Below are 18,889 nucleotides of genomic sequence, written 5' to 3' on the forward strand. Positions count from 1 at the left end.
CTGAATGAATTAATTTATTATGTAGATCATATATAAACGAGTTAACTTCAAAGAACCTATTATTCGAATAAATCTAAATTTAGGTAAAGAGATAAAAAACTAACAAAAACGATTCGATAATTTCTCTTAATATTTAAACCTATCATAAACTACGATCAAAATAATTTTTCTAAAAAAATATACAAATCGTTAAAATTAATTTCTAATCAATACTATAACAAATTAATACAAAGCAGAATTACTTTATCTACCACCTTTTAAGTTATTACTCTTAATAATATTAAAATCACCTTCAAAAATGGTTGCTTTAACTTTTATATCCTTAATCTTAATTGGATCTATTTTAAAAGGATTACTATCTAAAATAACGAAGTTAGCTTTTTTACCTTTTTCGAGAGAACCAATTTTGTTTTCCAAATTTAATGTCCTTGCAGCATCAATTGTAATAGCCTTCATTGCTGTATAAACATCTACTTTTTGATCTTGGGACAATTTACTATTTTGTGATGTTACTCTGTTTATTGCTGTCCAAGCCAAAGTCAACGGTTCCATTGGCGCCATAGAAAAATCTGAATGGTAAGATGTTGGAATATTTCTTTTTGCCAGAGAATTAATTCTTACTAGATACTCTCCTCTTGCCTTTCCTAATCCATTTGAGGAATATTTATCAGCAAGGGCCCACAAATAGTAAGGATTTACTGAAGCCTCAACTCCCATATCTGCAATTTGTTGGGCCATCTCATCAGAAAAATAACCCATGTGATGTAAGGTAAATCTATGATCAATTCTTGGTTTATTTTTTTGATCAATTTCTAAATAGTCTAATACTTGCTGAATTCCTTTATCTCCATTTGAATGTACATGTATTTTGTATCCATTCTCCCAGTACATACTTATTTGCTTCTGAAATAAAGGTAAAGGAGTCATCCATTCTCCGTTGTGACCATCTTCGTAAGCCTCTTTCATCTGCATTAACTGCGAATATATAGCTCCGTCAGAGAATAATTTAACCTGTTTTGGTAAAAAATGGATATTTTCAGTGTCATATGTGTCTGCTAATGTTTCCATAAATGACATTGCTTCTTTATTTCCTCCTTTCATACCATATAACTGAGTTCCTGATGGAATTAAATATACGTCGTAAGGCGGTTTCGTATCCATTAACTTCTTGAGCAATTGATATTCTCCATTAAAGTCAGAGCTTGGGAAACCTGGTTCTGCTATAGTTGTAATTCCATTTTTTTGAATTAATTGTGACATAATACCTAACCCTTTCATATATCTATTAGGTTCCAACATAATAGGTGCCATTTTTGGAACCAATGCTAACCAACCACCTTCAAAAAAATGTCCTCTTTCCCAATCAACTTGAACGTTTCCTTTGAAATCTTCTTTTTTAATTCCTAATAATGCTATAGCTGCATCATTTAGAAATATTTCATGAAATGAACGGTGAATTAAACCCACAGGAACATCACCTGCTAGTTCATTGAGTAATTCTCTAGACATGTCACCGTGCCATAATTGGTGATAACCCCAAATAAAAAAGAATTGATCTTTATTTCCTTTTTTCGAAACAACTTCTTTTAATCTTTTAATGTAATTATCATGTCCGTCAATTCCTTTTTTTACCTCACCGGGAAGCACCCAGTCATATGGCGCCATAATTTCATTTGGCAACATTGTGGCAGCTAAAGAGGGATGCACATGCGGCTCTATAAAACCAGGCATTAATGTATTTCTGCCTAATCTATGAGGTTTTGCTTTTGGATACATTTTATTAGCCTCTGATTCGGAACCAACAAATACTATTTTGTCATAACTCGAGACCACTGCCTCTACCATATAATTTTTAGAATCAGCCATTGTAATAATATCTCCTCCGTAATACTTGACAAGGCCTTTATCGTAATTTTCACTTTCTTTTTTTTCTTCTCTACAACCAATAAAAATAGTTGCGACAAAAAGTAATTGGAATATAGTTTTCATTTGAAATGGTTTATTTTATAATCTTCCTCCATTGTAAATATTTAAATCTACATGAGGCTTAACTTTCGGACCATTTGGACCCCAAGTAACATTAACTCCTGCATTAGTTCCCCATCTAGCACTAGAACAGCTTTCTAAAACAATTGAAAGAATAATTAAGGATAAAATTAGTACTGTTTTACGAGAAGTTTTCATAATTTCTATTTTTTTTGAACACATAAGACTGCACCGTTAGGATCTTGAAATATAGCTAGTTTCCCAGATCTTACCGATACTTTAGGAGATAGTATTACGGTTCCTCCTTTTTTTGTAACTACTGAAACAAGATTGCTTGGATTTGAATTATATAAGTATGGAACCCACTGCGATCCTTGATTAATTACAGGATTATTAATCATACCTGCAACATCTTTATCATTACTTTTAAATATCCAATATGGCTTTCCATCCACTTCCAACTTCTTTACAGTAATGTTAAAGTTATTTTGATAAAACTCTTTAGAATCTTTAACATTACTTGACCACAATTCAACACCAATCCAAGCTCCATTTATGGTTTTATCTTTTAATGTAGAAGATGGTATTTCGGTAATGAATGCAAATTCTTCTCCCTGTGGGGTTTCTAAAACTACTTGTTTTCCTCTACCAGGAAGTTTAAGGGGTTTTCCGACTAGCTTACAACCTGATACAATAGCAAATTTTACTTTACGTTTCATTTCTTTTGCGTTGGTGATTAAAGATGTAATCCATGTAGAAGATTTGGCCTGTTTTACCTCAATAACACCTCCAATAACTTCCTTATCATTTGTTATTAGAGCATATTTAAGCCCCTTAAAATTATAAATTTCAAAAGACCAACCAAATACACTTGTATAAAACTGCTTCGAACTTTCTATATCTGGTGTGATTAAGTCATGCCATAGAGTTTTTGAGGTATCAGTTGTCAACACATTATCTGACTTGTGCAGAAGTTCTTCCGAAAACACTTTATAACTGTTGGTTAAAGTAGTCAGAACAAAAATTATAAAAATATTGGTTGCCTTCATGAGAATTTAACATTTGTAAGGAATATATTTTTTTGTTTAAAATAGGCAAATTATCCAATAAATCAAACTCTTAAAACCTTTAAATTAACTAAACTCTTTTTCGATTAAAAGAAATCTAAATTAAATATAATTTTAGCATTGCCCATTTAATGGAACTTCAAAACCAAATTTAACCTATCTCCTGATTTAACATTGCTGATTTAAATCAATTATAAAAGTCATAATCACAATGCATGCAGATACTGAATATAGTTTTAGTAACACATTTTTTTTCTGTTAATTTAATTCAACATACAATCTATTTAAATTAAACTAATTAAGTTAAATAAATGATGCCTTAGAAAAATTAACAATCAAAATAATGGCAGGAAAAAACCAATAAAAACAAGTAAAAAAATAATTATGGTATAATTAAACTTATTTTTATTGTGATTTATTCAAAAAACAATTAATTTTAAATTGTTAAAATTTATTAAAATTATGAAAAAACGAATATTATTCCTCTTTATTTTGAGCATTTTTGTTATGAGTTGTGGCTACAAAAAAAACCAAGTAGATAAAACCAATGAGGTTCAACAAGAGGTAAAAAAAGAAAACATTGTTGGAGGATGGACTTCTATTGATGTAGACGATAAAGTAAAAGAAATGGCGGCTTTTGTTACAGAAAGCAAAGAATTAGGGAGTAAGATTGAAAAAATTACAGATGCCAGTTCTCAAATTGTGAGTGGAAAAAATTACCGATTTAAATTACATCTTGAAAATGGTGAAGTTTGGAACAGTCAAGTTTATGAAAACTTACAAAATGAAAAACAAGTAACTAAATTCGAAAAAATAAATTAATGCAAAGCTTCTTATAATTTTTTCTTATTCTAAAAGCCTTTACACGATAAATAAAAACATTAAGCTTAACAAATATTTTATTTTTTTGAGTTATAATGATATTTTCTATTTAATACACCGTTAAATTTATAATTGATGTAGCTTTAATAAACCAACTCTTTGACAAATTATAACTATTTAAAAATCATGTCACAAAAATTAAAATTATTTTTCGCTGTTTTTTTTAGCACATCCTGCTTTTTATTTAGCCAAGATGATACTCAAACAGTGGATGCATCGAAACCAACAAATTTATATACTCAAATTAATGGAGCACTGGAATATCAAAGCCATGAAAACGGAGGTGACTTGTACGGATTAAGAGTAAATGTTCAATACGCGTTTGATGCAGATAATTTATTACTACTGGAAGTGCCATTTTTATATAATGATGCTAGTAATAAATTCGGTATTTCAGACTTAAGAATTCGTTATTTTCATGCTTTAAAGCGAAATATAACAAAAAGACTTATTGCTATTGCCCCTTATGCTGACATAACAGTTCCTACAGGTTCCTTTGAGAATGGTTTGGGAGGTAATGTTTGGTCTCTTTCTGCGGGAGTAGTTGCGGGTTATGTAGTTTCACCAAAAATTGCAATGTTTCCTGGAGCTGGTATTGTTCATATCACTGAACCTTCTGACTTTGATGGCGCCTCACAAACAGGTGTAAATTTTCAAACGAATATGAGTATCAGTTTTAACTCACGGGCTTTTCTATTTGTAAATCCTATTGTAACATTTTTATCTAATACCGTTTGGTCAGGAGAATTTAATTTTAACTATATGATAAAACCTAATAAATTTAAGGTAAACATTGGTTACTTACCCAATTTTACAGGGAATATTCATACGTTCAGATTAGGCGGAACTATCTTCTTATAAACAAATCAATCATTATGAAAAAAATAAAATTTCTAAATATAATATTTTACGTTTTCGCGATTATATCCATAACTGGATGTGCTCCTTCCATGCAATATACTTGGTCTAAGGAAGGTTTTACTGGAAAAAAATTTAAAAAAATAGCGGTTATCGTTGTTAGTAAAGATTATGAAGTAAGAAGTAGAGTAGAATCTAAAATTGCACAAGATTTAGCAAGTGAAGGTTTTGAAGTGGTCAAAGGAATTTCTTTTTTAGGACCTGATGCTCCCAAGGAAAACTGGGAAACAAAAAAAATAGGTGAAAAACTTCGATTCTTAGGCGTTGACGGGGCCATTGGGGTTACTTTGGTAAATATTCGAGATAAAACAGAATTAATAGGAGGTGACTCATATTTATATCCAAGTGGTTATTACAGATATGGTAGGTATATTTACACTACATACGATAGAGTTTACAATCCTTCATATTACAAAGACGTAAAAGAATATATTGTGGAATCAAATTTATATGACGTAGAAATTACTTCTAGCAAGGAAAAAGCACTTCTTTGGAAAGGACAATCTGCAGTACATGATCCAACAAGTATTCAAAGTGGAGCCAAGACCTATGCGGATAATTTAACCCAGTATTTAGTTAAAAATAAAATCATTATCCCAGAATTAAAATAGGACGTTAATAGGTATAATTTTAACCTTTTAATATACAATTAGTTTTGTAGAAATACACAAATCAGCAAAACATTTAATTTACGATTAGATTATTAGTTTTACTGTCGCTTAAGAGTTTTGGTGGCATTAATTATATGTAAAAGATGTTAGCGCATAAGCCAAGTAGATTTTTTCTTTGGATAGTTATTACTTTTCTTTTCCTATACTCTTGCTCTTTGATTAAAATAGAAAGTGAGCAAATTCCTCTTGGGGAAAAGGATTTGGGGATACGATTGCTAACCCAAGCTCTAGTAATAGAGGTTTCGGATAGAGTAGAATTTACAGCAGATAGCTTACTGAAAACAACACGGAAAACCAATGATAAGATAGATTTAGTTCGTTGGAAATTATATGTAACGTCTGGCTTACGTAAAACAGGGTTTCAAACGTTACCAAAACTTGCTTTAGCAGACACTTGGAGTTATTTAGAAAAGGTTCAAGATTACTACCAGGAAAAGTCTATACAAAATAGTATTAATGACTCAATCATCGATAGAGTTAATTTGATTAATGTTGAACGCATTAGAAATATTGCTCGAAAAAATCTTAGTGAAAAACAATTTTTAGCACTTGAAGAGTTAGTTATAAACCATAATAAGTCTTACACTCTCAACAATGGTAATAAGCCTTATTACAAATCACTGAAAAGTGATTTTGAAGCTTACTTAAACGCTACAGATAGTGCTTCAATCAAAACAGTTGGTACATTATCTGAGGTAGTTTCAGACTTAACGAATAGGATGGACTATGCAAGCGTACTTGCCTCAAAACAATTAAAATGGAATACAGAATTACTTCTAATTGAAAATGGTTTAGACTCATTAACGGTTGACTCTTTAAAAACTAATATCAATAGAAAATTAGAAAAATTAATTATTATAGCAGAAAACTCACCAGAAAAATTAGACTCAGTTTTAATTAATTTTAAAAATGAAATTATTCCTTTATTCGATAAACTTAATTATACTTTTGATTCTTCTGTTAGTACTTTAGTTAATGAAAGACATATGTGGGATAGCATTTTTGCGAGAGAGAGAAATGCTTATTATACTATTTATTTAAAAGAAAGAGAAAGTATTAAGAGCGAAATCAAAACAATATCTGATAAAGCTGTTAATGATACAATGGGCCATATCAGAAAGATTATAAATGATGTTTTCATTTATTTACTTCTTATAATTATACTGATATTATTCATTCCTTTTGGTCTTGGTTACTTTTTTGGAAAAAAAATAAATGGTAAAAAATAGGTTAAATTTGATTCTATTTAAAAGTTGTTAATGATAATACTCTAGATAAATGGCAAATATTTTCAATTTCTATAAGTAACTACAACTTCAGATTTACATCACAAAATATACTCGTTGAGATAGGATAAACACTATCTCAACGAGATTACATTTATTAATAAAATACCTTAACAATCTTAGCTAAGTTTATTTGCCGTGAATATGTCTTTCAACTGTTTCACCATATTGCCATTTCCAGAAACTGTTATTTCCCCAATTTTATCGGCAATTTTTTCAACATACTCCATTTCTTTTAACTTAAACAACATTTCATTGTCTTCCATTAATTTAGCTGTATTCAATAAGCTTCTTGTTGAAGCAGTTTCTTCTCTTCTAGTAATAATGTTGGCTTGCGCTCTTTTTTGTGCAACTAATACTTGATTCATGATATCTTTCATGTCTCCAGTTAAAATCACATCTCTAATTCCGCAGTTAATTACCTTCACACCTAATTGACTCGCTTCTTTAGACACTTGATCAAACACTGCTGTTGCAATGTTTTCCTTTTTCTCTAACAATTCATCTAAAGTATAAGTACCAACATAAGTTCGTAAGGCTAATTGCATCAATATATATAATTGCTTTTCAAAGTCTTTATTTTCTAAAAGTGCTTTTTCAATATTTGTAACTTTATACTGCGTAAAAAAGTTAATCCTAATATTTGCTTTGTCTTTTGTCAATAATTCTTGACCTGCAATTTCCATTTGCAACTGTCTTGTATCTGCCTTTGCAATTTTGATAGTAGTATCATTTCTCCAGAATCTGTAAGTTCCCCCAGTTAAGGTTTTCGTATACACATCATTTACTAACATTACTGCTTTTTCATAAGCGGCTACTTCAAATACTCTGATATATTTTGACAATTCATAATTTTTAAACAATGATTTCTCAATATTTTCCGTGATATCAATTTTACTTAAATCAACTCTTTTGAATTTTCTGTTCACCAAACCTTTCCAATACACATATCTACCGGCTTGTAAAGTAGTTTTGAAGTTATTGTTTTCATAAACCAGTACTAACTCATTATCATCGACTTCAACAAGTTCTAACATATTAGCTAAAACCTTATCTTTTAATAAAATTTCTAATGCTACTGTTGTTCTAAATTCTTGAGTTAAATCGTACATAACTACATTTTGGTTTAAAAACAACCAGTGCTTTCCTTGTGTAATTACTTTTTGGTAGTCTCCGCCTTTGAAAACTAATCCTACTTTTCCTGCATTAATTCTTACTCTTTTCATTTCTCTAGTTTTATTTTTTTTGGTTTTAGTGAATACTAAAAAATTCTAATTTAATTTTTATAAAAAGAGATATGTCTAAATGCTTTTCAAAGCACGGAAATAAACAATCTAAAAAAAGGCTATAATTCGTTTTTAAAAATGGATTGAAATCTAAATTGACTTCAACTGATTTGTAAAAAGTTATTACTTTCTAGTTTTAGTATTGAACATCTCAAGGTTCTTATCAAAGTGTTCATTTAAGAACTCATTCAGAACATACCAACTTTCTTTACTAACATCAGTTTTACAAGATGATGAGCTTTGGTGACTTTACTTAAGTCTAAGATCGGAGTCGAACCGATTCGCCGTTAGGCTTACCTCAATTACCAGATTTTCAGTCTAGCGCGTCTACCATTTCGCCATATCCTTTTGGGATAGCGGGATTCGAACCCACACAATTAAAAAATCTATCGTTCTAACCAACTGAACTACATAAACAATGTTTATGACGGGATTCGAACCCGTGACCTATAGGTTGTGTGATTATTTTTTGGGTAATAATCGAAACCTTCAAATCAAGTTGCATATACAAAAGCGAATACAAATTTTGCACGATTGTATACAATGGTGTTATACAGAAACACGCAACAAGACTCGTTTGATATTTTAAATATTTTAATGAACTCTTTTAATTTGCCTCATCATAATCCATTTGTTATGATGAGGCTTTTTCTTTTTCTACTTTCGCTTTTTCAAGCTTTTTTCTTCCTCTTTTTCATAATTACACTGCAAATATTTTACACTATTGCGCATTGTTTTTGCGTAGTGAAAATTATTTTTTCTTTTTCTTTTCTTTTTTACCTTTTTCTTTCTTTTTCTCTTTAGACATCTTCCCTTTTACACGTTCCTTTTCTTGATCAATCGTATATAAATAGTCGTTATTATAAGTAACTCGCTTCGCTTCTTTTAAAGCTTTCAACGCTTTTTTATATTCTCCACATTTTTCTAAATACTGCGATTTCTTTACGTATAAAACTCCTTTGTCTGCGCCTTTAACTGTTAATGCAAAATCAATTAATCTCTCCGCTTCTTGATTGTCATCATTCCAAAGCAATACGTTAATGTAATGTGGATATACATGAAAAGCATTTATGTTTTCTGTGATTGCCTCTGCATAATATTCCTTAGCTTTTTCAAAATCATGTAAACGTTCTGCATAAATTCTTCCCATTAAACATAAAGCCATAACATTTTTTTCATCATATGCTAAAGCATAAGTTAACGCTTCTATTGCTTCTTCTAATTCATATGGATATGCATCCAATGCTTTAAAAATATAATTATTCGTTAGTGTTTTCATTTTAGTTTAATTCTTACCAAACGTCATTGCGAGTGAAACGAAGCAATTTGTTACTTTCTAAACTAAGTTCAGGATTAAACAAGCAGATTACTTCATCTCTTCACTTTGTTTTGTTCATCGTAATGACGAGTTTTTATTAGTTTAATTCTTTTCGCAAATCACTTTTTAATTGACCGCGTTTTGATTTATAATTTTTCTTTTTCTTCTGAATTTTAAAATCTATTCCAGTAAATATTTGAACTGGATTACCTCTTTCTAAATTCAAATGATTTTCCCATTCGTCTTGAATATTCTTTTGCAATTGCTGAATATTATAGTTTGCCAACTGTTCTTTTAATCGATGAATCGCTAACTTTTTATTTTGATGTTGCGATCTACTTTCTGAAACTAGCACTTGTACTCCTGTTGGAATGTGTTTTGCTCGAACTGCAGAACTCACTTTATTTACATGTTGACCACCAGGTCCAGAACTACGAATTGCCTGAAACTCTATATCTCTCTCAAAAACTTCTAAAGTCTTCAACTCTTTTAATTCAAAACAACCGATAAACCAATTTTTACGTTTATGGTACTTTCTAAAAGTTGATTTTCCAATCCACTGAATTGTTCCTAACCAATCTTTTAAAAAGAGTGTTAGATTTTGACCTTTAAGTTGTAATGAAACAGATTGAACTGTTCCGTTCTCAACTCCTTTTTCTTGATGCAGAATAGTATATGATATTCCCACATTCGAACTATTTTTAATGAACGTTTTTAAAACTTTTGCAACCACCCAAGTACATTCTACTGGACCACGCCCTGCTGTAAACTGAATTGTTTTTGTTTCCATGTTGTAAGCTATCCTTCTAAAGGATTTTTTGATAACAATGGATTACCAACTGGATTTTTATGTTCCGATAATAATTGTAATGCTCCTTTTACCGCCCAACATTTATCACTTGAATGAATGTTTGAATAGAAACTCAATAAGGTTTGTGGATCAACCACATTCCATCCATTCACTTCTATAGTCTTAAGCGATTTTGATTCAAAAAAATCGATGGTAATTCTTACTTCTCTTCCAATATCTAACCATTCTACTTTTTCGTATCGTCTAAAGTTTTCATCACTTTGTAGTTTATCGTATCTCGTCCAAACTTTTTGAAATCCTTCTTCCAATAAAATCTGCATTACGATTCCTACATTCTTCGGATTCACAAAAATGTCTATGTCTTTATGATCATGAGCATGTTTATATTCTTTATGATTCATTTCTGACATAAAATGCCATGCCCATCCTCCAGAAACAATAATCCATTGCTTTAATTTTTCTAATATTTTTAAGCCTAATTCTATACGGTAATCAGGCCATAATTCTCCGTATCTTTTTGTGTTATGATATGCTCCCATAGTATTTTATTTTTGTCATTGCGAGTGAAATGGAACAATCTGTTTATTTAACACTGAAATTAATTCAGCATATACAATAGATTCCTTCAGTCCTTTCCTCCTTCGGAATGACGATTTATATATTAAATATTCTTTTTTCCATTGATGAAAAAAGAATCAAAAAAATCTAGTCTTGTGAACTCTTCACTCAAAAACTATCATTCCGCGTTAGGGATTGAAGCATTTGTTGGAGCTCCTCTGCAATTGCTAATCAAAACAATTGCAGAGAGCGACTGCTAAAAGCCCGACCCGTAGGGTAACGCCCAAACTGTTCTCGATACTCCCGACATTTCGGGATTCTACATTTCTTTTCGAAAAATCACTCGAACTGACATTGTTCACAGTTTACTGATAACTATTCCCTGAGATTACTTATCCATTCTCACGATTTTCGGTGTAAATGTTCCAACGACATCAACTAATTCTTGTTGATTTCCCATTACTTTTTTAATGTTTTTATACGCCATTGGTGCTTCATCAATTCCTCCACCGATTAAACTAACATCATTCATTTTTAATTGATGTTTGATATCGCTTTTTGTAAATTTCTCTTTACATTTTCTTCGAGAATGTTTTCTTCCTGCTCCGTGAGATGCTGATTGTAAACTATCTGAATTACCTTTACCACGAACAATGTATCCTGGTGCTGTCATAGATCCAGGAATAATTCCTAAAACTCCTTTTCCTGCTGGTGTTGCTCCTTTTCTATGAACAATTCTTTCTATCCCATCTACTTGTTCTTTCCAAGCAAAATTGTGATGATTTTCGATCATAGTCAATGGTTTTACACCTAATAACTTGGTAATTCGTTTATGAATATTATCATGACATGCTTTTGCATAATCTCCCGCTAAATTCATAGCCAACCAATATTCTTGTCCGTCGTGCGTATTTAAATCTAACCACGCTAAATGTTGTACATTTTTTGGTAACGGACATTGCTTTGTTGCTAAATAGGTATAATGTTTTGCTATGTTAGCTCCCAATCCTCTTGATCCGCTATGTGTTAGCAATCCCACATATTCACCAACTGGAACATTGAATTCATTATTCTCATCTACAATGTTTACAATTCCAAACTCTACAAAGTGATTTCCACCTCCAGAAGTTCCTAATTGGTTATAGGCCTTTGTTTTTAATCGTTTAACCAAAGGAATATCTTGAAACTCTTTTCGTTCAAAAATTTCATGATCTTGTTTTTTATCATGCGTTTCATACATTCCAAACTTGGTGTGATCTTTTAAAATATTTTCCATTTGATGTTGCTTCCCTTTTAAATATGAAGCTTTCATTGGAAAAATACTTAATGCCATTCTACAACCAATGTCCAATCCTACACCGTAAGGAATTACAGCATTCTCTGTAGCTAAAACACCTCCTATGGGCAAACCGTAACCCGAATGTGCATCTGGCATTAATGCGCCTTGCACCGCTATTGGTAATTTTAATGCATCGTACAATTGATACTTCGCTTGATCGTCAATTTCGTTTTCCCCATAAATTGAAAATGGTGCTCTTGTATTACGTAATTGATGCATTCTCACTTCTACTGGTTTTGTTAACCCTTCTGCAACTTTCCCCCAAATCGCATTTCCTTGATATTTTTCTGGATGAAGCAATACGTCTTTTGCTTCTTCTAAAATGCGATTTTTCTTTTCCTTTTTTCTATATCGGTTAATTTGCCCTAAGGCGATGTTTATGCTATTATTCTTTGGAAATCCTAAATTGATTAGGTCTTTTCCTTTTAATTTTTTTCCCATTATTTCTAATCTTTTCTGTTGAAGAGAAGATGAATATTATTTTCATCATCTTCTCCTTTATCTGCTGAACAGTATTACCTTAAAAATGAAATACAAAATCCAAAAGACTGCTCTTATCACTTCACCTGTATCATAATCATTAGAACTTGGAACATGTACTACTCTATTATTACCTTCTCCTGCAACGTTTGCCTGTACTTGATAGGTTTCATATGAAACAGCTTTTGGCATTTTAATTTTTGCATTTGTCATCCATAAATCAATTAGTTCTGCAGATTTCTTATCTGGCTCTTCATTGTACTTTGCTTGAGCTTGCAAGATTTCTCTTTCGGGTAATCCTACTTCAATGGTTACCATACGTTTCATTGGTTCGCCTTCAACTTGACGTTGTAATGAAAAGATTGTACATGCTTTATCTTTACAATCGTCATCATATTCAGCAACACAGTGATGCATTTCATTTCCTTCTTCGTAGAGATCAACTGAGTTCAATAATTCAACTGTCTTATAAACTACTTTTTTACCTTCCTCAACTTCCTCTACATATAAAGGTTTTATTCCTGATGGTTTCCAAGTCAATACCTCACCTATTTCAGCTTTGTATACATTTCTATGCCACTCTCTGGTTTGATTTACTAGTGCATTTAGCGTTCTACTTTTCATTGAAAATGACTGATCTTCTCGATATTTATATGCCAAATAATCGATTATTTGATCTATTTCATTTTTAACTAATCCTTTTTGTTTTGCAAAAAACTGAACTACTGTTACCCAAAATTCCTCTTCACTTTCTCTTATTATTGAAAGTCTTGAAAAACCTATTACTTTGGCTATTTCTACTGAAGCTCCAAACCCGAGTGCTTGCGCATATCGTAGTGCTTGGTTTGCTTCAAAAAAAGCTGGAGCATTCCTAAATTCGTGAGCCATTTTACTTGTTAATTGTACTGGCATTTGTGATAATTCTTTAATGCTTTTCCCTCTACCAATTTGTATATACCAAAGCATGTATTTTTTATCACTTCTAAAGAATGAACTCTCCAAAAAAGCTGGTGTTTCATAAATTACAAAACAGTGCTTAATTAATGATTTCAACTGTTCCTCTTTTTCAAAACCTTCTTGCTTCCAGTCTTCTATGTTTCTCACTATTTTATTTCCGAAAGAACTCATTTTATGAACTACTTCTACACTGTTATAATCTCTTAGTATTGCGTAACACTTTTGATTATATAAATGAATTAATAGTCTTTTAAAAGTCTCTCTTTTCCAGGTATAGCGCTTCTTACTAGTTTTTCCAAAAAACTCAAGAAGCATCGTCTCAATAGTTCTTTTGTAACGTGTTGGTTTATTCTTTTCTCTATCAATTTTTTCAACAAGTTGAATAAAACTACTTTGACGGTTCTCTACATTTTGTGTTTTCCAATTCATTTTCATTTTTAAAGTTCTTTACTAGATTATTGTCTATGTAAAGCCACTTAATTTCTAAGCCAATACATGTTGATTTTTGCATTAGAGATTAATTTTGGCAAATACTTCTTCATTCAGAAAACTCACGATAATTAATTTTTTGAGAGTTTTCCGCAGATCAATTCTTCCTAAAAAGGGTGCTGTCGAATCTTTTGTGCTTCGAAATTTTGCTTAAACTACTTTTGGAAAAGGCATAAAAAAAATCCGAAACTTTAATTTGGCTTCGGACTATTCATATAATTAGATTGGAATTCTATTTATTACTGAAGTCACGAAGCGAGTATACTAAAGAACCTAGTTCTGTTGTAATACTTTGTTTTACTGTTTTAATAAACATATGTACTTCGTTTTAAAATTGTTTTGTTGCATAATTGCGATGCAAAGATGTGAGGCTTTTTTGAATTACGCAAATCTTTTTTGAATTTATTTTACTGAAAATCAATTAGTTGTGTTGATTTTGAGACATGGAATTCCTGTCCGAATTTCTTCAGATAACTAATCTACTGATGCAGAACTATGTAGTACTTCACAGGATGTTTTCAATAGCTTGAAAATTTTTCATAAAAAAAGCGTCCAAATTTTACAACTTGGACGCTTTTAAGTGATTTTATACTACAATAACCTATTTGTAACACCATAGAAATCGCTTTTGGGCGTCCATTATGTAATCAAATTGCATTGTCATAGGTTATATATTTTATTATTTTATTACTTATTTGGAGGCAAATATGCCATTTTTATTTGATTAAAGTCCTTAGATTGATTTTAAATTATGTTCTGACTCTACATCAGTTACTACTTATTTCACTCTATACTAAAACATTCTTGAAGCATTTTATATAGGTCTGGATGTTTACGTTGTAATAATTTTGGACGCTCGAAAAAATACTCAGAAGCCACTGCAAAAAATTCCTCTTTAGAAGTTCCTCCATAATTTCTAATATCAGAATCATCGTTATTAATCGCCTCCATTTTATCATGAACAACGTCTAACCATTGTAGTAGATTCTCGTTATCTATCAATGCTTTCGGAATTCCATCTATGTTTCCATCAAGCTTATCTAATAAATGAACAAATTCGTGAATTCCTGTATTTCCTTTATCTGTTTTATTTAGAAAACCATGATGTAAGGCTCGTCGAGATAAAATCATTTTGTTTTCGAACATTCCATTTCCTACTAAACCACCAATAATTTTGTTTTCAGATTTAGCAGCAAACTCCAAATTCTCGTTAAAATAATCTGGATAAATAATAACAGTTTTCAAATTTGGATACATCCAATTATTAAAACCAAAAACGGGTATGATTGCACTTGCAGCGACTAAAAGAATATCTAAATCTTCCAATTCAAAATCTACAGCAACAATTTCAACACTATTTAAAAAAGATTGGATTCTCTTTTTAAAATGCAATCGTTGTTGAGTATCTAACTTTTGATAAAAGAATACGTTTTCCTCTAGAATTGTATACCAATGTTCTTGGATTTCTATTCTATTTTCTGGTACTATTTTTTCGTTCTCCTTCTTCTGAGAACTATAAATTATAAGTAATACTATAACGGTAATGATAATGTAGATCATTATATTTTTTCTTTTGTTTTTTGATTCATTTTAAGTCTCTTTCGTTAAGTAGAATTGTGTAAGCAATTGAAATTCTATTAGCATCAATTTTATCTTTGGTTTTTAGGAATAAAGCTTCTAACTTATTTAATATGAAATCGCTGGAAATCCATTTTTCAAATAACGTTTTTTTAAAATCCAATAATAGTAAATCTGAAATTCCTAATTTATAATCTACAAAAAAGCTCAGATGACTTTCAGATAAATTTTCCTTCCAAATATTAAATGTTCTTTTTTCTCCAAGATATTTTATCGATAAATTAATTACATCAGATAGTTCAAAAGAATTAGAATTATTCTTTAAATAAAAAATAAATAAGCTTTCAAAGAAAACCTCAACTGCTGATACTTCATTTTCTTGCCAAGATTTCCAATTCGCATACTCTAACTTTTCGAAAATAACAAAATCAGAAAGCACATCATAGTCTAGAGTCAATTCTAAAATCCTAGGCAAAAAATGTTTGTAATCATTTACATCTCCATAAGTTGTTATTGCAGATGTCATAAAATGATTGATATCACCTTTTCTTAGCTCTCTAAATGGTTTTGATAATAATTGTTTAATTTCTTCATTTGTCACACAACAATTACAACTTCTTTCTCTCAAATTTCCTTCTACATGATAGATACTGAAAACAGTATATAGATTATCGATTGATTTCTTTAGTCTCATAGTTTCTTTTTTATCTAAGTCCTAATACTCCCTTGAAAAAATCCAGAATTCTTTCGAACATATCTCTTTCTTTTTCACTAGAACTAGAACTACTTAACATCGCACTGCTCCTTTTTAGCTTTTCAGTTTTTCCAGGATAAAAGACTGATATTGGTTCTTTGTTTAGTACTTCATTTAAAAATCTATTCCAATTACCTTCATAACTGTACATTTTTAAATAAGTCCAAAACTTTAAATACATCTTTTGTTGTATTACTTATGATATCCTCTTCTTCAGAAAAGTGATAACCAATTTCTAATAGACCTCCTCTTGCATTATAAATATAAAAGTTATACAAAATATCATAGTCGAAATCATGTTCAGAGTATAGACTAGACAGTTCATTTAAAGAATTTAAAATTACTCCTGTATTTTTGGTTTCACTAATTTTTAAACATAGATTATAAATCTGATAACTAAGTAATTCTTCCTTCGGAAAGGAATCTAAAATTAAATTCTCTAAATCTTTCTTCCAGCGTTCAGATTTATAATTAATTTCAATAAAATCAAAAAGAATAGACTTACTGTCTAACTCATTATCTTCTACAAATTGATATAAATACCTCTCAAAAGAATCTACATCAATTTTATCAATTAAAAGCTCAAATGCTTTTTGTTTTAATTCTTGATTCATTGCTAATTTTCTTGATAAAAACTGCTTCTCAGATTTAGTAATAGATAATTCACAGTTTTTATATCTGGTCGATCTTGCAAGTCAGAATTTAGATAAATTTCTTCTAACTCTGTCTTTAAAACTTCTGCCTTTTCTACTAACTCTTCATATTCAAAATCAGCATTTTTTATTGCTAACAAATAATCTCTATCTTTTCTTTCAACTTGAATTGTTTTGGTTTCACCTATTTCTTTAGCCATAAGTAATAAGCGAAAAGTATGCATCATATTTTTTGCATCGTAATTCTTATCGTGAGAAATATTACTCTTATATCTGTCTTCATTTCTTTTAGAAACCCAATCCCAATACTCTTTATACTTCTTACAATATGTTGAATAACCCTCCATATTAAAATACAATAATCCTATTGACTCTTGATCTTTAGGAATTGAACTTAAACAAACTTCATTTGCATTTTCTCTTGAAATTCCCTGGTAATTCAGGTTTTCATTATAAAACAGATTATAGCAATTTTTAATGTTTGGAACTTTTGCCAAACCACAAAAGTCTTTATTCACATTAGAATTTTCTAAAAACATCTTCAACGATATTGATTCTTTTCCTTTATGAATAATACAAAAATCTTCAACTGTTTTGCGTTCTTTTTCAACCGGATTTACAATTTTCTTGTTTAAGCCTCTTGCTTTTTTAATTTGAGTAAAAGCATAATTTGCAAATGTATTCTTACAAAGTTTTGACAAAAATAAGTTCGACTTAATTTCATCAAAAATGACATGCTTTTTTAAAATACATCTCTCAGGAACATTCAGGAGTTCAAGTATATTCGGATTATTTTTTAAACACAACTCTATGAACTTCTTTAACTCATAATAAACAATGTCATTAGTTTCATTATTTATTTGACCTACATAATCCAATGAATAAAACTGATCTTTAGGTAAAACAAAAACTCCTCTAATATCCGTGTCGGAAGAAGGCGTATTTAATCCATATGCTCGGCTTCCACTGATACATTCAAAAATTATATTATTTGATTTTTTTAATTCTTCAAGTGTCATAACTCCTTTTTTATTTTGTTCTACTGAAATGAAGCAATCTTTATATTCGATATGCAGATTGCTTCTGTCATTTTTCGTTCAATATGACGTTAGATATACATCAAAAAGAAATTATTGAACTTTTCTTGATTCGCTTTTACATTGACTAATTTATCCTTCAGAGAATTATTCTCTTTAATTATTCCTCTCACTACATCAATTAATTCAACACTTACCTTCTCTGTGCTCTTTTCAATACGTTTACTTTTCAATTCTATTAAATCATTTATTTTCGAATGATAATCCTTTTCCAATAAAGAAAATAAATCTCTGAAGTAAACTGGTGGTATAGTATTATTTTTCAATATCCAGTTCGCACATAACGCAGTTCTTATTGTATAAAAATAACTCTTAAGTGTCATTTCTTCTGTTCCTAACGTTTCTTCAAAACCTTTATTCATAGAATGAAAATGGTGGAATCCTGCAATAGGGTTAAAATTGCTATTCGCTAAAGATTTCATTCCTTCTAAAAATTCAGAATTTGCTCTGTAGATTACAGGAGAAAATAACCAACCCGAAAAAGAAGCATTAGACTTTGCCAATAATTTTAATGCCTTTCTTACATCCCAACCTGATCCATCTAAATCATCTTCCGTCATAAATTCAATAGTATCTTTTTTATCCCAAAGATTTAAATACCATTCTTTTTTATGTCTGTATACAAATCGTATATCATAATCCGAATCAGGAGAAGCAAAACCCCATGCTCTACTTCCCGATTCAACTGCAAACAATATTTCTATATCATTCGCTCGTTCTATTTCTTTTAATTTTTCTAATATTTTTCTTTTCATCTTT

19 protein-coding genes and 1 tRNA gene are annotated in these 18,889 nt (G+C 30.3%); 4 read left to right on the forward strand and 16 right to left on the reverse strand.

The genetic code is table 11. The features are described from left to right. Positions 1 to 243 precede the first annotated feature (243 nt). The 3 genes from BTO06_RS14505 to BTO06_RS14515 are packed head-to-tail and all read right to left on the reverse strand — an operon-like array spanning position 244 to position 3,035. The gene (locus BTO06_RS14505) at positions 244 to 1,989 is read right to left on the reverse strand and encodes an amidohydrolase (protein ID WP_100925989.1); all 1,746 of its coding nucleotides are present in this window, start codon (positions 1,987 to 1,989) and stop codon (positions 244 to 246) included. A 15-nt stretch (positions 1,990 to 2,004) separates the two neighbouring features. Then, on the reverse strand, positions 2,005 to 2,184 hold the full coding sequence (locus BTO06_RS14510) for a hypothetical protein (RefSeq protein WP_157811873.1): 180 nt from the start codon (positions 2,182 to 2,184) through the stop codon (positions 2,005 to 2,007). A gap of 5 nt (positions 2,185 to 2,189) precedes the next feature. Beyond that, positions 2,190 to 3,035 (reverse strand): hypothetical protein, encoded by an 846-nt coding sequence (locus tag BTO06_RS14515; RefSeq protein ID WP_100925991.1) that lies wholly within the window; start codon positions 3,033 to 3,035, stop codon positions 2,190 to 2,192. A gap of 480 nt (positions 3,036 to 3,515) precedes the next feature. Here BTO06_RS14515 and BTO06_RS14520 point away from each other — a divergent pair, with 480 nt between their 5' ends. The 4 genes from BTO06_RS14520 to BTO06_RS14535 all read left to right on the forward strand — a co-directional run bounded on the left by BTO06_RS14520 (position 3,516) and on the right by BTO06_RS14535 (position 6,753). Beyond that, complete coding sequence (locus tag BTO06_RS14520) at positions 3,516 to 3,875, forward strand: cystatin domain-containing protein (protein ID WP_157811874.1); 360 nt, start codon at positions 3,516 to 3,518, stop codon at positions 3,873 to 3,875. 186 nt (positions 3,876 to 4,061) lie between these two features. Further along, entirely contained in the window at positions 4,062 to 4,796 is a 735-nt protein-coding gene (locus tag BTO06_RS14525; RefSeq protein ID WP_100925993.1) for a hypothetical protein, read from the forward strand. 14 nt (positions 4,797 to 4,810) lie between these two features. Further along, a complete protein-coding gene (locus tag BTO06_RS14530; protein WP_157811875.1) occupies positions 4,811 to 5,464 on the forward strand; it encodes a hypothetical protein in 654 nt (217 codons plus the stop codon). A gap of 215 nt (positions 5,465 to 5,679) precedes the next feature. Beyond that, positions 5,680 to 6,753, forward strand: coding sequence for a hypothetical protein (locus tag BTO06_RS14535; RefSeq protein WP_100925995.1), 1,074 nt, complete (start codon positions 5,680 to 5,682; stop codon positions 6,751 to 6,753). Between the two features lie 176 nt (positions 6,754 to 6,929). Here BTO06_RS14535 and BTO06_RS14540 read toward each other — a convergent pair whose 3' ends face one another. The 13 genes from BTO06_RS14540 to BTO06_RS14600 form a co-directional block, all read right to left on the reverse strand. Beyond that, the gene (locus BTO06_RS14540; protein WP_100925996.1) at positions 6,930 to 8,036 is read right to left on the reverse strand and encodes a slipin family protein; all 1,107 of its coding nucleotides are present in this window, start codon (positions 8,034 to 8,036) and stop codon (positions 6,930 to 6,932) included. Positions 8,037 to 8,356: 320 nt separating this feature from the next. Continuing rightward, positions 8,357 to 8,444: transfer RNA gene (locus BTO06_RS18585), tRNA-Phe, on the reverse strand. Between the two features lie 403 nt (positions 8,445 to 8,847). After that, positions 8,848 to 9,375 (reverse strand): tetratricopeptide repeat protein, encoded by a 528-nt coding sequence (locus BTO06_RS14550; protein ID WP_100925997.1) that lies wholly within the window; start codon positions 9,373 to 9,375, stop codon positions 8,848 to 8,850. A gap of 136 nt (positions 9,376 to 9,511) precedes the next feature. Next, complete coding sequence (prfH, locus tag BTO06_RS14555; protein ID WP_100925998.1) at positions 9,512 to 10,204, reverse strand: peptide chain release factor H; 693 nt, start codon at positions 10,202 to 10,204, stop codon at positions 9,512 to 9,514. Positions 10,205 to 10,212: 8 nt separating this feature from the next. Next, the gene (locus BTO06_RS14560; protein ID WP_100925999.1) at positions 10,213 to 10,764 is read right to left on the reverse strand and encodes a hypothetical protein; all 552 of its coding nucleotides are present in this window, start codon (positions 10,762 to 10,764) and stop codon (positions 10,213 to 10,215) included. A 407-nt stretch (positions 10,765 to 11,171) separates the two neighbouring features. Beyond that, the gene (locus BTO06_RS14565) at positions 11,172 to 12,563 is read right to left on the reverse strand and encodes an RtcB family protein (protein WP_100926000.1); all 1,392 of its coding nucleotides are present in this window, start codon (positions 12,561 to 12,563) and stop codon (positions 11,172 to 11,174) included. Positions 12,564 to 12,620: 57 nt separating this feature from the next. Continuing rightward, positions 12,621 to 13,988 carry a PcfJ domain-containing protein gene (locus BTO06_RS14570; RefSeq protein WP_157811876.1) on the reverse strand — a complete coding sequence of 456 codons (1,368 nt, stop codon included), beginning with the start codon at positions 13,986 to 13,988 and terminating at the stop codon, positions 12,621 to 12,623. Between the two features lie 843 nt (positions 13,989 to 14,831). Next, on the reverse strand, positions 14,832 to 15,608 hold the full coding sequence (locus tag BTO06_RS14575; RefSeq protein ID WP_100926002.1) for a zinc-dependent peptidase: 777 nt from the start codon (positions 15,606 to 15,608) through the stop codon (positions 14,832 to 14,834). Between the two features lie 25 nt (positions 15,609 to 15,633). Then, positions 15,634 to 16,320 (reverse strand): hypothetical protein, encoded by a 687-nt coding sequence (locus BTO06_RS14580; protein ID WP_100926003.1) that lies wholly within the window; start codon positions 16,318 to 16,320, stop codon positions 15,634 to 15,636. 10 nt (positions 16,321 to 16,330) lie between these two features. Further along, entirely contained in the window at positions 16,331 to 16,531 is a 201-nt protein-coding gene (locus BTO06_RS14585) for a hypothetical protein (RefSeq protein WP_100926004.1), read from the reverse strand. Continuing rightward, positions 16,518 to 16,994 carry a hypothetical protein gene (locus BTO06_RS14590; protein WP_100926005.1) on the reverse strand — a complete coding sequence of 159 codons (477 nt, stop codon included), beginning with the start codon at positions 16,992 to 16,994 and terminating at the stop codon, positions 16,518 to 16,520. The genes BTO06_RS14585 and BTO06_RS14590 overlap by 14 nt, the downstream gene beginning before the upstream one ends. A 2-nt stretch (positions 16,995 to 16,996) precedes the next feature. Then, positions 16,997 to 18,052 carry a nucleotidyltransferase domain-containing protein gene (locus BTO06_RS14595; RefSeq protein ID WP_100926006.1) on the reverse strand — a complete coding sequence of 352 codons (1,056 nt, stop codon included), beginning with the start codon at positions 18,050 to 18,052 and terminating at the stop codon, positions 16,997 to 16,999. A gap of 89 nt (positions 18,053 to 18,141) precedes the next feature. Continuing rightward, positions 18,142 to 18,885, reverse strand: a complete 744-nt coding sequence (locus tag BTO06_RS14600) for a nucleotidyltransferase domain-containing protein (RefSeq protein ID WP_100926007.1) — start codon at positions 18,883 to 18,885, stop codon at positions 18,142 to 18,144. Between the last annotated feature and the right edge of the window lie 4 nt (positions 18,886 to 18,889).

This window comes from Tenacibaculum sp. SZ-18, from assembly GCF_002813915.1.
Lineage (GTDB): Bacteria > Bacteroidota > Bacteroidia > Flavobacteriales > Flavobacteriaceae > Polaribacter.

What these genes read in the sequence shown, in the direction of transcription:
- BTO06_RS14585 (WP_100926004.1), bottom strand. Translation starts at nt 16,531, where the DNA reads ATGTACAGTTATGAAGGTAATTGGAATAGATTTTTAAATGAAGTACTA.
- BTO06_RS14580 (WP_100926003.1), bottom strand. Translation starts at nt 16,320, where the DNA reads ATGAGACTAAAGAAATCAATCGATAATCTATATACTGTTTTCAGTATC.
- BTO06_RS14525 (WP_100925993.1), top strand. Translation starts at nt 4,062, where the DNA reads ATGTCACAAAAATTAAAATTATTTTTCGCTGTTTTTTTTAGCACATCC.
- BTO06_RS14595 (WP_100926006.1), bottom strand. Translation starts at nt 18,052, where the DNA reads ATGACACTTGAAGAATTAAAAAAATCAAATAATATAATTTTTGAATGT.
- BTO06_RS14600 (WP_100926007.1), bottom strand. Translation starts at nt 18,885, where the DNA reads ATGAAAAGAAAAATATTAGAAAAATTAAAAGAAATAGAACGAGCGAAT.
- BTO06_RS14510 (WP_157811873.1), bottom strand. Translation starts at nt 2,184, where the DNA reads ATGAAAACTTCTCGTAAAACAGTACTAATTTTATCCTTAATTATTCTT.
- BTO06_RS14575 (WP_100926002.1), bottom strand. Translation starts at nt 15,608, where the DNA reads ATGATCTACATTATCATTACCGTTATAGTATTACTTATAATTTATAGT.
- BTO06_RS14565 (WP_100926000.1), bottom strand. Translation starts at nt 12,563, where the DNA reads ATGGGAAAAAAATTAAAAGGAAAAGACCTAATCAATTTAGGATTTCCA.
- BTO06_RS14550 (WP_100925997.1), bottom strand. Translation starts at nt 9,375, where the DNA reads ATGAAAACACTAACGAATAATTATATTTTTAAAGCATTGGATGCATAT.
- BTO06_RS14570 (WP_157811876.1), bottom strand. Translation starts at nt 13,988, where the DNA reads ATGAATTGGAAAACACAAAATGTAGAGAACCGTCAAAGTAGTTTTATT.
- BTO06_RS14540 (WP_100925996.1), bottom strand. Translation starts at nt 8,036, where the DNA reads ATGAAAAGAGTAAGAATTAATGCAGGAAAAGTAGGATTAGTTTTCAAA.
- BTO06_RS14505 (WP_100925989.1), bottom strand. Translation starts at nt 1,989, where the DNA reads ATGAAAACTATATTCCAATTACTTTTTGTCGCAACTATTTTTATTGGT.
- BTO06_RS14520 (WP_157811874.1), top strand. Translation starts at nt 3,516, where the DNA reads ATGAAAAAACGAATATTATTCCTCTTTATTTTGAGCATTTTTGTTATG.
- prfH (WP_100925998.1), bottom strand. Translation starts at nt 10,204, where the DNA reads ATGGAAACAAAAACAATTCAGTTTACAGCAGGGCGTGGTCCAGTAGAA.
- BTO06_RS14515 (WP_100925991.1), bottom strand. Translation starts at nt 3,035, where the DNA reads ATGAAGGCAACCAATATTTTTATAATTTTTGTTCTGACTACTTTAACC.
- BTO06_RS14530 (WP_157811875.1), top strand. Translation starts at nt 4,811, where the DNA reads ATGAAAAAAATAAAATTTCTAAATATAATATTTTACGTTTTCGCGATT.
- BTO06_RS14560 (WP_100925999.1), bottom strand. Translation starts at nt 10,764, where the DNA reads ATGGGAGCATATCATAACACAAAAAGATACGGAGAATTATGGCCTGAT.
- BTO06_RS14590 (WP_100926005.1), bottom strand. Translation starts at nt 16,994, where the DNA reads ATGAATCAAGAATTAAAACAAAAAGCATTTGAGCTTTTAATTGATAAA.